Raw genomic sequence first — 8,348 nt, forward strand, 5'->3', positions numbered from 1 at the left:
CGTGCCCCCGAGCGTGCGCTCCGGCGCGCCCTCGGGGGCACGACCCCCTACGCTGCCAGCCGTGAGTCTCGACAAGCTCGGCGCCGAGCACGTCCGCGCGACGGTCGTGGCGCTGGAGCGACGGATCGACTCGCGGTTCCCCGAGCGGGGGCTGTACCGGGTCGCGGTCGAGCTGGTCGGGATGGTCGAGCGGGTCGCCGCCGGCTCGGCCACCAACCGCCGTCGGATCGCGCTCGCCCGCGGGGTCTCCCGGGTGCTGATGCTGGTCGTCGTGGCGGTCACCGCTGTCGCCCTGGTGCTCGCTGCCCGTGACCTCGGCCGGGCCGGCCCGCAGGACGGCGTCGACTGGCTGCCGCTGATCGAGACCACGGTCAACGACCTGGTCTTCGCGGGCCTCGCGCTGTACTTCCTCTGGTACTTCCCCGAGCGCGTGCAGCGCAGCCAGATCCTCGACCTGCTGCACCAGCTGCGCTCGCTCGCCCACATCGTCGACATGCACCAGCTCACCAAGGACCCCGAACGGCTCCGCGACGACTTCGTCGCCACCGACGAGAGCCCGTCGATGGATCTCGACCGGGCCGAGCTGGAGCACTATCTGAACTACTGCTCCGAGCTGCTCAGCCTGGTCGGCAAGGCCGCCGCCCTGTGCGCCGAGGAGTCGCGCGACGGCGTCGTACTCGACACGATCAGCACCATCGAGACCCTGACCACGGGCATGTCCCGCAAGATCTGGCAGAAGATCTCGGTGCTGCGCGCGGCCTAGAGACCGTCGAGGATCTGCAGCGTCCGCGCCCAGGCGGACGAGTCGGGATCGACGACCGCGAGGTGGTCGCCGTCGACCGGCACCAGCTCCGCGCTCCCGCCGGCCGCGGCGACGTACGCCTCGGACTGGGCGAACGGCACGACCTCGTCGTCGCGCCCGTGCACGCACCACACCGGTACGCCGAGGGGCGCCTGCCGGACCGGGTCGACCTCCGCGTCGTCCGGACCCGGCGGGTGGCCGAGGAACCGCTCGACCGCCCCGTCCCCGAGGCCCTCCCGGTGCGCCGCCTCCAGGTCGAGGACCCCGGCCTGCGCGACCACGTGGGTCAGCACCCCGTCCCGGCCCGCCGCCCAGGTCACCAGGTGCCCGCCCGCGGAGTGCCCGATCCCGACGACCGTCGCGGACCGGACCGGACAGGCCGCGATCGCGGTCCGCACGTCGGCGAGGGTGTCCGCGGTACCGGTCCCGCGGCGGTACTCGATCGCCCACGTCGCCCATCCCCTCTCGACCAGGCTCGGCACCAGCGGCCGGGCGTACTCGATGCCGTACTCCGGCTTCCAGAACCCGCCGTGCACCAGCACCGCCACGCCCCGCCACTCGCTCTCCGGCAGGGTCAGCTCCGCGAACTGGCTCGGGTCGGCGCCGTACGCCACGTGCTGGGTGCTCATGTCCGCATCCTCCCCGAGGAAGCCGGCCTGCGGGCCTGTCCCAGGCCGCAATTGCAGCCGTCGTGCATGCTGACGGCGCTCCGCCCTGTCCGGAGGCCGCAATTGCGGCCGTTGTGCAGCCCGGCCCGCGCTCGCGATCAGTCGAAGCGGCCCTGCCGCCCGCGCTTGGTCTCCCCGCGGCGCTTCTTGGCCGCCAGCCGCCGCTCCTTCGACCCACGGGTCGGCCGGGTGGGACGCCGCGTAGGGGCCGGGGGTGCAGCCGCCTCACGCAGCAGCTGGGCCAGGCGCTCGCGCGCGGCCCGGCGGTTGGCGAGCTGGGTGCGGTGCTCGCTGGCGGCGATGGTGAGTACGCCGCCGACCAGACGTGAGGAGAGCCGGGCCAGCAGCCGGGCGCGCAGGTGGTCCGGCACGGACGGCGCGCCGGCGACGTCGTACGACAGCTCGACGCGGCTGTCGGCCGTGTTCACACCCTGGCCGCCCGGGCCGGAGGAGCGCGAGAACCGCTCGGTCAGCTCACTCGCGGGCACGGTCCACGAGCTCGTGATGACGAGGTCGTCAGGCAAGTGCCGCCGGCAGCGTCGCCATCCACGCGGACCGCACCTCGAGCAGCGGCGCTGCGAACTGGTTCTCGACGACGAGGCTGTCGCCGCCGGTGACGCCCAGCGCGGTGAGGGGTACGCCGTGGCGCGCGGCAAGGTCGGCGAGCCGGCCCTCGTCGCCGGGGGCGACGGTGACCACGACCCGGCCGGCCGACTCGGCGAACAGTCCGACGAACGCGTCGCCGTCCAGCTCGACCGAGACGCCGACCATGTTCCGGAGGGAGGCCTCGACCAGGGTCTGCGCCAGGCCGCCGTCGGAGACGTCGTGGGCGGAGGTGAGCAGGCCGACGCCCTCGACGAGCAGCGAGCCCAGCGCCTTCTCGGCCGCCAGGTCGACGCGCGGCGGCTGACCGCCGAGGTGACCGTGCACGACGTGGGCCCACTCGGATCCGGAGAGCTCCTCGCGGGTCTCGCCGAGCAGGAACACCTGCTCGCCGGCGGCGCTCCAGGCCGACGGCGTACGGCGGGTGACGTCCTCGATCACGCCGAGCACCGCCACCACCGGGGTGGGCAGGATCGCCGTCTCGCCGGTCTGGTTGTAGAGGCTGACGTTGCCGCCGGTGACCGGGATGCCGAGCTCCAGGCAGCCGTCCTTCAGCCCGCGGCAGGCCTCGGCGAACTGCCACATCACGTCCGTGTCCTCGGGCGAGCCGAAGTTGAGGCAGTCGGAGATGGCCAGCGGGGCGGCACCGCCGGTGGCGACGTTGCGGTACGACTCGGCGAGCGCGAGCTGCGCGCCGGCGTACGGGTCGAGCTTCGCGAACCGGCCGTTGCAGTCGGTCGACACCGCGACGCCGAGGTTGGTCTCCTCGTCGACGCGCACCATCCCGCTGTCGCTCGGCTGCGCGAGCACGGTGTTGCCGCGGACGTAGCGGTCGTACTGGTCCGTGATCCACGACTTGTCGCACAGGTTCGGCGAGGCGACCAGGCGCAGCAGCGTCTCCAGCAGCTCGTCGCCGGTCGACGGGCGGGCCAGCGACTCGGCGCCGTCGGCCTGCAGCGCGTCCTGCCAGGACGGGCGGGCGAAGGGGCGCTGGTACGTCGGGCCGTCGTGCGCGACGCTCCGCGGCGGTACGTCGACCACGCGCTCGCCGTGCCAGTCGATCTCCAGCCGGCCCGTGTCGGTGACCTCGCCGATCACCACGGCCTCGACGTCCCACTTGGCGCAGATCGCCATGAAGGCGTCGACGTCGCCGGGCTCGACGACGGCCATCATCCGCTCCTGCGACTCGCTCATCAGGATCTCCTCCGGAGCGAGAGTGGAGTCGCGCAGGGGGACCCGGTCGAGCTCGACGTGCATGCCGCCGTCGCCGGCACTCGCCAGCTCGGAGGTGGCGCAGGACAGGCCGGCGCCGCCGAGGTCCTGGATGCCCGCGACCAGGCCGGCCGCGAAGATCTCCAGGGTGCACTCGATGAGGAGCTTCTCCATGAACGGGTCGCCGACCTGCACGCTGGGCCGCTTGGCGGGGCCGTCCGCGTCGAAGGTCTCGGACGCGAGCACGCTCACGCCGCCGATGCCGTCGCCACCGGTGCGGGCGCCGTACAGGATCACCTGGTTGCCGACGCCGGACGCCTTGGCGAGGTGGAGGTCCTCGTGCTTCAGGACGCCGACGCAGAGCGCGTTGACGAGCGGGTTGCCGAGGTAGGTCTCGTCGAAGACGGCCTCGCCGCCGATGTTGGGCAGGCCGAGGCAGTTGCCGTACCCGCCGACGCCGGCCACGATCCCGGGCAGCACGCGGTGGGTGTCGGGGGCGTCGAGCGGGCCGAAGCGGAGCGGGTCCATGACCGCGACCGGACGGGCGCCCATCGCGAGGATGTCGCGGACGATGCCGCCGACGCCGGTCGCGGCGCCCTGGTACGGCTCGACGTACGACGGGTGGTTGTGCGACTCGACCTTGAACGTGACGGCGTAGCCCTGGCCGATGTCGATGACGCCGGCGTTCTCGCCGATGCCGGCCAGCATCTTGCCGACCGGCGTCTCCTGCGGGATCTCGGAGAACTGCTTGAGGTGCACCTTGGAGCTCTTGTAGGAGCAGTGCTCGCTCCACATCACCGAGTACATCGCCAGCTCACTCGAGGTGGGGCGACGACCGAGGATCTCGCGGATCTCCTGGTACTCGTCGGCCTTCAGGCCGAGATCGGCCCAGGGCTGCTCGCGGTCGGGGTCCTGCGTGGCGGCGGTGACGGTGTCCAGCACGGCCCCAAATCTACCGGCGATCGAGTGGGCTCCCGACCACGGCCCTGGCCGTGGTCGAAGGGCGGACGGCGGGCGCGCGGCGCGGGGTGTCCTACGGCCGCAATTGCAGCCGCCGTACGGGTCGGAGCGACCCCAGCCTGTCCTTCGGCCGCAATTGCGGCCGTAGGACGAGGACGAAACGACTCAGGTCCCGCGCCGGCCTGCCGATACCCCGCTGACCTGCACAAACGTCCCCCGCGAACTACAGCGCTGTAGTTCACGCGCTTCCCTGTTACTCGTGTGACTTGTGAGGTTAGGGTGACGCCGACTCGACGGTTCCTCCCCTCCTTCTTCCCCTGGAGTCCCGCATGCGCCGCCCCGCCCGCCTGCCCGTACGCGCCGCCCTCGCGGCGACCCTGAGCGGGCTGCTCGTCGCCACCGGCGCGATGGTCCTGACCACCGGCCAGGCCGGCACCGTCACCGCCTCCGACAGCGCGGAGACCTCGGCGTACGCCGTCGCGAGCGCCGTCGCGGCGAAGAAGACCACCAATCCGCCCACTCCCGGCAACTTCACCGGCTTCGGGTTCGACCAGTGCCTGACCCCGGAGCAGGCGAAGATGGACCGCTGGCTGGCCCGCTCGCCGTTCCTGGCCGTCGGCATCTACATCTCCGGCAAGTCCCGCGCCTGCCGCAGCCAGCCGAACCTCACGCCCACCTGGGTCGCCACCCAGCTGCGCAAGGGCTGGCGGCTGCTGCCGATCACCCTCGGCCCGCAGGCCTCCTGCCAGCCGCGGTTCCCGCGCTACCAGGACGACGTCCGGATCGACCCGCGTCCGGGCAACGGCACCTACGGCCGCGCCTACCGGATGGGCGTCGCCGAGGCCGAGACCACCGTCGTGGACGCCAAGGCGCTCGGCATCGTCCCGGGCAGCACCCTCTGGTACGACATGGAGGGCTACGACAGCAAGAACACCCACTGCCGCGAGTCCGCGCTGCGGTTCCTCAGCGGCTGGACGGTGCGGATCCGCCAACTCGGCTACGTCTCCGGCGTGTACTCCAGCGCGGGCTCGGGCATCCGCGACCTCGACAACGCGCGCGTCGACCGGCCGGGGCTGTACGTGATGCCCGACCGGATCTGGATCGCCCGCTGGGACGGCAAGGCGAACACCTCCACGTCGTACATCCGCTCGGACGGCTGGCTGCCCGGCGGCCGGGTCAAGCAGTACCGGGGCGGTCACGACGAGACCTGGGGCGGCGTACGGATCAACATCGACAGCAACTTCCTCGACGTCGGCCGCGGTTCGGTCGCGGCCGCCGAGGTCCGGTGCGGCGGCGTACGCCTCGACCTCCAGTCGTACAGCGCCCTCCGGCGCGCGAGCACCCCGACCGCCGCCTCCCGGCTGCGGGTCAAGGCGCTGCAGTGCCTGATGAAGGAGAAGGGCCGCTACCGGGGCACCGTGAACGGCCGATACAACAAGCGCACGGTCCGCGCCGTCCGCACCTGGCAGCAGTCGCACGGCATGCGGGTCTCCGACAACTGGTCCCGTCCGAACTGGATCTCGCTGCTCGCCGACGGCTCCCGCCCGCTGCTGAAGTTCGGCTCCGCCGGCGAAGGGGTACGCCGCCTGCAGCGCAGCCTGAACGCCGCCGTACCGACCGCGAAGATCCGCGTCGACGGCGTGTTCGGCTCCACGACGGACCGGGCGCTGAAGACCTACCAGTCCCGCGTCGGGCACGCCGCGAGCGGCGTGGTCACCGCCGCCACCTGGCGGGCGTTCGCGGCGGGCAAGCGCCGGCGCTGAGCGCCGCCGGGGTCTGCAGTTCATCACGGTATGCAGACCAGTTCGCACCTGCCACGGCGTACCCACCGTGGGAGGTGCGAGTTCGGCTGCATACCGTGATGAGCCTGCAGCCCGCCCCATCCCATCAGCTGGCGCGACGCGGCAGAGCGCGCGTAGTTCAGACCGGCGGACCGACCAGCAGCGCGACGCCGGTCAGCACCGCGACGGCGCCGACACCGGCGGCAAGGCCCTGCAGCGGCCGGCGGATCAGCCAGGACACGAGGCCCTGGACCGGGCCGGCGGGCTGCTCGGTGGCCAGCCGCCAGGAGCCGCCCAGCAGGCCGCGGCGCTCGGCGTACCGGTCGAAGAGCACGGTGAAGAACGGCGGGACAGCGGCCAGCAGACCGAGCAGGGTGCGGCCGACCGACCACTTCTGGTCGATGGCGACGACGACGGTGGTCACGCAGTACGCGACGAACACGACGCCGTGGATCATGCCGCCGAACCGGACGCCCAGCTCGGTCGTCTCGGTGACGTACTTCAGGAACATGCCGGACAGCAGCAGCGCCCAGGTGATCGCCTCGGCGACGGCGACGACGCGGAAGAGCTTCAGCGGGCTCATGCGAAGGCCGCGGCGGCGAGCGAGGTGAAGAAGCCGAGCCCGTCGGTGCCCGTGCCGGTGAGGTCCTCGACCGAGTGCTCGGGGTGGGGCATCAGGCCGACGACGTTGCCGCGCTCGTTGGAGATGCCGGCGATGGCGCGCAGCGAGCCGTTGGGGTTGTCGCCGAGGTAGCGGGCCACGACGCGGCCCTCACCCTCGAGCCGGTCCAGCGTCTCGGTGTCGGCGACGAACGAGCCCTCGCCGTTCTTCAGCGCGATGACCACCTCGGCGCCCTCGTCGTACGACGAGGTCCAGGCGGTGCGGTTGTTCTCGATGCGCAGCCGCTGGTCGACGCAGAGGAACTTCTGCCGCTCGTTGCGGATCAGCGCCCCCGGCAGCAGGTGCGACTCGCAGAGGATCTGGAAGCCGTTGCAGATGCCCAGCACGGGCATCCCGCGACCGGCCGCCTCGATCACCTCGGTCATCACCGGGGAGAAGCGGGAGATCGCGCCGCAACGCAGGTAGTCGCCGTACGAGAAGCCGCCCGGCAGCACCACCGCGTCGACGCCGCGCAGGTCGTGGTCGCCGTGCCACAGCGCGACCGCCTCGTGGCCGCCGATCCGGACCGCGCGCTGCGCGTCGACCTCGTCGAGGGAGCCCGGGAAGGTGACGACGCCGACCTTCACGCGAGGACCTCGGCGCCCGCGGCGTCCTCGATCCGGACGGTGAAGTTCTCGATGACCGGGTTGGACAGGAGCGTCTCGGCCATCTGGTGGACCTGCTCGAGGACGGCGTCGGTGACCTCCCCGTCGACGGTCAGCTCGAAGCGCTTGCCCTGGCGGACGTCACTGACCCCGGTGAAGCCGAGGCGGGGCAACGCACCCTGCACGGCCTTCCCCTGCGGGTCGAGGATCTCGGGCTTGGGCATGACGTCGACGACGACTCGGGGCATAGCCCCATCCTAGGCGGGCGCGGCACACTGATCAGCATGAGCATGAACACGTCCGGTGCCCGGAACTTCGACGCCTCCTCCCCGCTCCGATTGGAGTTCCCCCAGTCGCTCGCGGTGTACGACGACTACGCCGCCGCCCAGAAGAGCGTCGACTACCTCGCGGACCAGAAGTTCCCCGTCGAGCAGCTGCTGATCGTCGGCACGGACCTGAAGCGGATCGAGCGGATCACCGGGCGGCTGACCTGGAACAAGGTCGCCATGGGTGGGGTGCTCTCCGGCCTCTGGCTCGGCCTCTTCGTCGGCGTGATCCTCTCGCTGTTCTCCGAGGAGGGCTTCGTCACGATCATCTCCACGATGCTCTTCGGCGCGCTGTTCGGCCTGATCTGGGCGCTGGCCGGGTACGCCGCCACCCGCGGCCGCCGCGACTTCTCCTCGATCACCCAGGTGGTCGCGACGCGGTACGAGGTCCTGGTCGAGCACAAGTCGGCCGCCCAGGCCCGCGAGCTGCTCGCCGGTCTCCCCGGCGCCCTGCCGAACCCCTTCGCCTGACGGCCGACCACCGGACGCCGGTGCTCGAGCTCGGACCTGGCTCGCCGGTGGTCGAGCAGCGAAGCCGCGCTAGCGGGTGAGCGCCCGTCGAGACCCCCGCAAGCCGACGTCGACGGCCGGCCGCGGGGGTCTCGACGGACGCTCAGGACTCCGTCCTTCACTGCTCGACCACCGACGAACAACCACCCGACCACCGGTGGTCGAGCAGCGAAGCCGCGCTAGCGGGTGAGCGCCCGTCGAGACCCCCGCAAGCCGACGA

Annotated in this window: 9 protein-coding genes; 3 read left to right on the plus strand and 6 right to left on the minus strand. The window is 72.1% G+C overall.

The features are described from left to right. The first annotated feature begins 61 nt into the window (after positions 1 to 61). A complete protein-coding gene (locus VMF51_RS20100; protein ID WP_325476247.1) occupies positions 62 to 763 on the plus strand; it encodes a hypothetical protein in 702 nt (233 codons plus the stop codon). On the opposite strand, the gene VMF51_RS20105 is transcribed toward VMF51_RS20100, so the two are convergent. From VMF51_RS20105 to purL, 3 genes are all read right to left on the minus strand, one after another. Next, a complete protein-coding gene (locus tag VMF51_RS20105; protein WP_325476248.1) occupies positions 760 to 1,431 on the minus strand; it encodes an alpha/beta hydrolase family protein in 672 nt (223 codons plus the stop codon). The genes VMF51_RS20100 and VMF51_RS20105 overlap by 4 nt on opposite strands. A gap of 137 nt (positions 1,432 to 1,568) precedes the next feature. Continuing rightward, the gene (gene arfB, locus VMF51_RS20110) at positions 1,569 to 1,994 is read right to left on the minus strand and encodes an alternative ribosome rescue aminoacyl-tRNA hydrolase ArfB (protein WP_325476249.1); all 426 of its coding nucleotides are present in this window, start codon (positions 1,992 to 1,994) and stop codon (positions 1,569 to 1,571) included. Then, positions 1,987 to 4,227, minus strand: a complete 2,241-nt coding sequence (purL, locus tag VMF51_RS20115) for a phosphoribosylformylglycinamidine synthase subunit PurL (protein WP_325476250.1) — start codon at positions 4,225 to 4,227, stop codon at positions 1,987 to 1,989. Before purL ends, arfB begins: the two co-directional genes overlap by 8 nt. 347 nt (positions 4,228 to 4,574) lie before the next feature. On the opposite strand from purL, the gene VMF51_RS20120 reads away from it, so the two are divergent. Next, a complete protein-coding gene (locus tag VMF51_RS20120; RefSeq protein ID WP_325476251.1) occupies positions 4,575 to 6,008 on the plus strand; it encodes a glycoside hydrolase domain-containing protein in 1,434 nt (477 codons plus the stop codon). A gap of 157 nt (positions 6,009 to 6,165) precedes the next feature. Here VMF51_RS20120 and VMF51_RS20125 read toward each other — a convergent pair whose 3' ends face one another. The 3 genes from VMF51_RS20125 to purS are packed head-to-tail and all read right to left on the minus strand — an operon-like array spanning position 6,166 to position 7,540. Beyond that, positions 6,166 to 6,609: a DUF3817 domain-containing protein gene (locus VMF51_RS20125; protein ID WP_325476252.1), complete on the minus strand. Its 444-nt coding sequence runs from the start codon at positions 6,607 to 6,609 to the stop codon at positions 6,166 to 6,168. Further along, positions 6,606 to 7,274, minus strand: a complete 669-nt coding sequence (gene purQ / locus VMF51_RS20130; protein ID WP_325476253.1) for a phosphoribosylformylglycinamidine synthase subunit PurQ — start codon at positions 7,272 to 7,274, stop codon at positions 6,606 to 6,608. Before purQ ends, VMF51_RS20125 begins: the two co-directional genes overlap by 4 nt. Then, a complete protein-coding gene (purS, locus tag VMF51_RS20135) occupies positions 7,271 to 7,540 on the minus strand; it encodes a phosphoribosylformylglycinamidine synthase subunit PurS (protein ID WP_325476254.1) in 270 nt (89 codons plus the stop codon). Before purS ends, purQ begins: the two co-directional genes overlap by 4 nt. A 36-nt stretch (positions 7,541 to 7,576) precedes the next feature. On the opposite strand from purS, the gene VMF51_RS20140 reads away from it, so the two are divergent. Then, complete coding sequence (locus tag VMF51_RS20140; protein WP_325476255.1) at positions 7,577 to 8,089, plus strand: general stress protein; 513 nt, start codon at positions 7,577 to 7,579, stop codon at positions 8,087 to 8,089. Positions 8,090 to 8,348: the final 259 nt, after the last annotated feature.

Origin of the sequence: Nocardioides sp. (assembly GCF_035503875.1) — a bacterium.
Lineage (GTDB): Bacteria > Actinomycetota > Actinomycetes > Propionibacteriales > Nocardioidaceae > Nocardioides.

Excerpts from the sequence above, each read along its gene's own strand:
- VMF51_RS20105 (WP_325476248.1), bottom strand. The coding sequence starts at position 1,431 with ATGAGCACCCAGCACGTGGCGTACGGCGCCGACCCGAGCCAGTTCGCG.
- VMF51_RS20120 (WP_325476251.1), top strand. The coding sequence starts at position 4,575 with ATGCGCCGCCCCGCCCGCCTGCCCGTACGCGCCGCCCTCGCGGCGACC.
- VMF51_RS20125 (WP_325476252.1), bottom strand. The coding sequence starts at position 6,609 with ATGAGCCCGCTGAAGCTCTTCCGCGTCGTCGCCGTCGCCGAGGCGATC.
- purS (WP_325476254.1), bottom strand. The coding sequence starts at position 7,540 with ATGCCCCGAGTCGTCGTCGACGTCATGCCCAAGCCCGAGATCCTCGAC.
- VMF51_RS20140 (WP_325476255.1), top strand. The coding sequence starts at position 7,577 with ATGAGCATGAACACGTCCGGTGCCCGGAACTTCGACGCCTCCTCCCCG.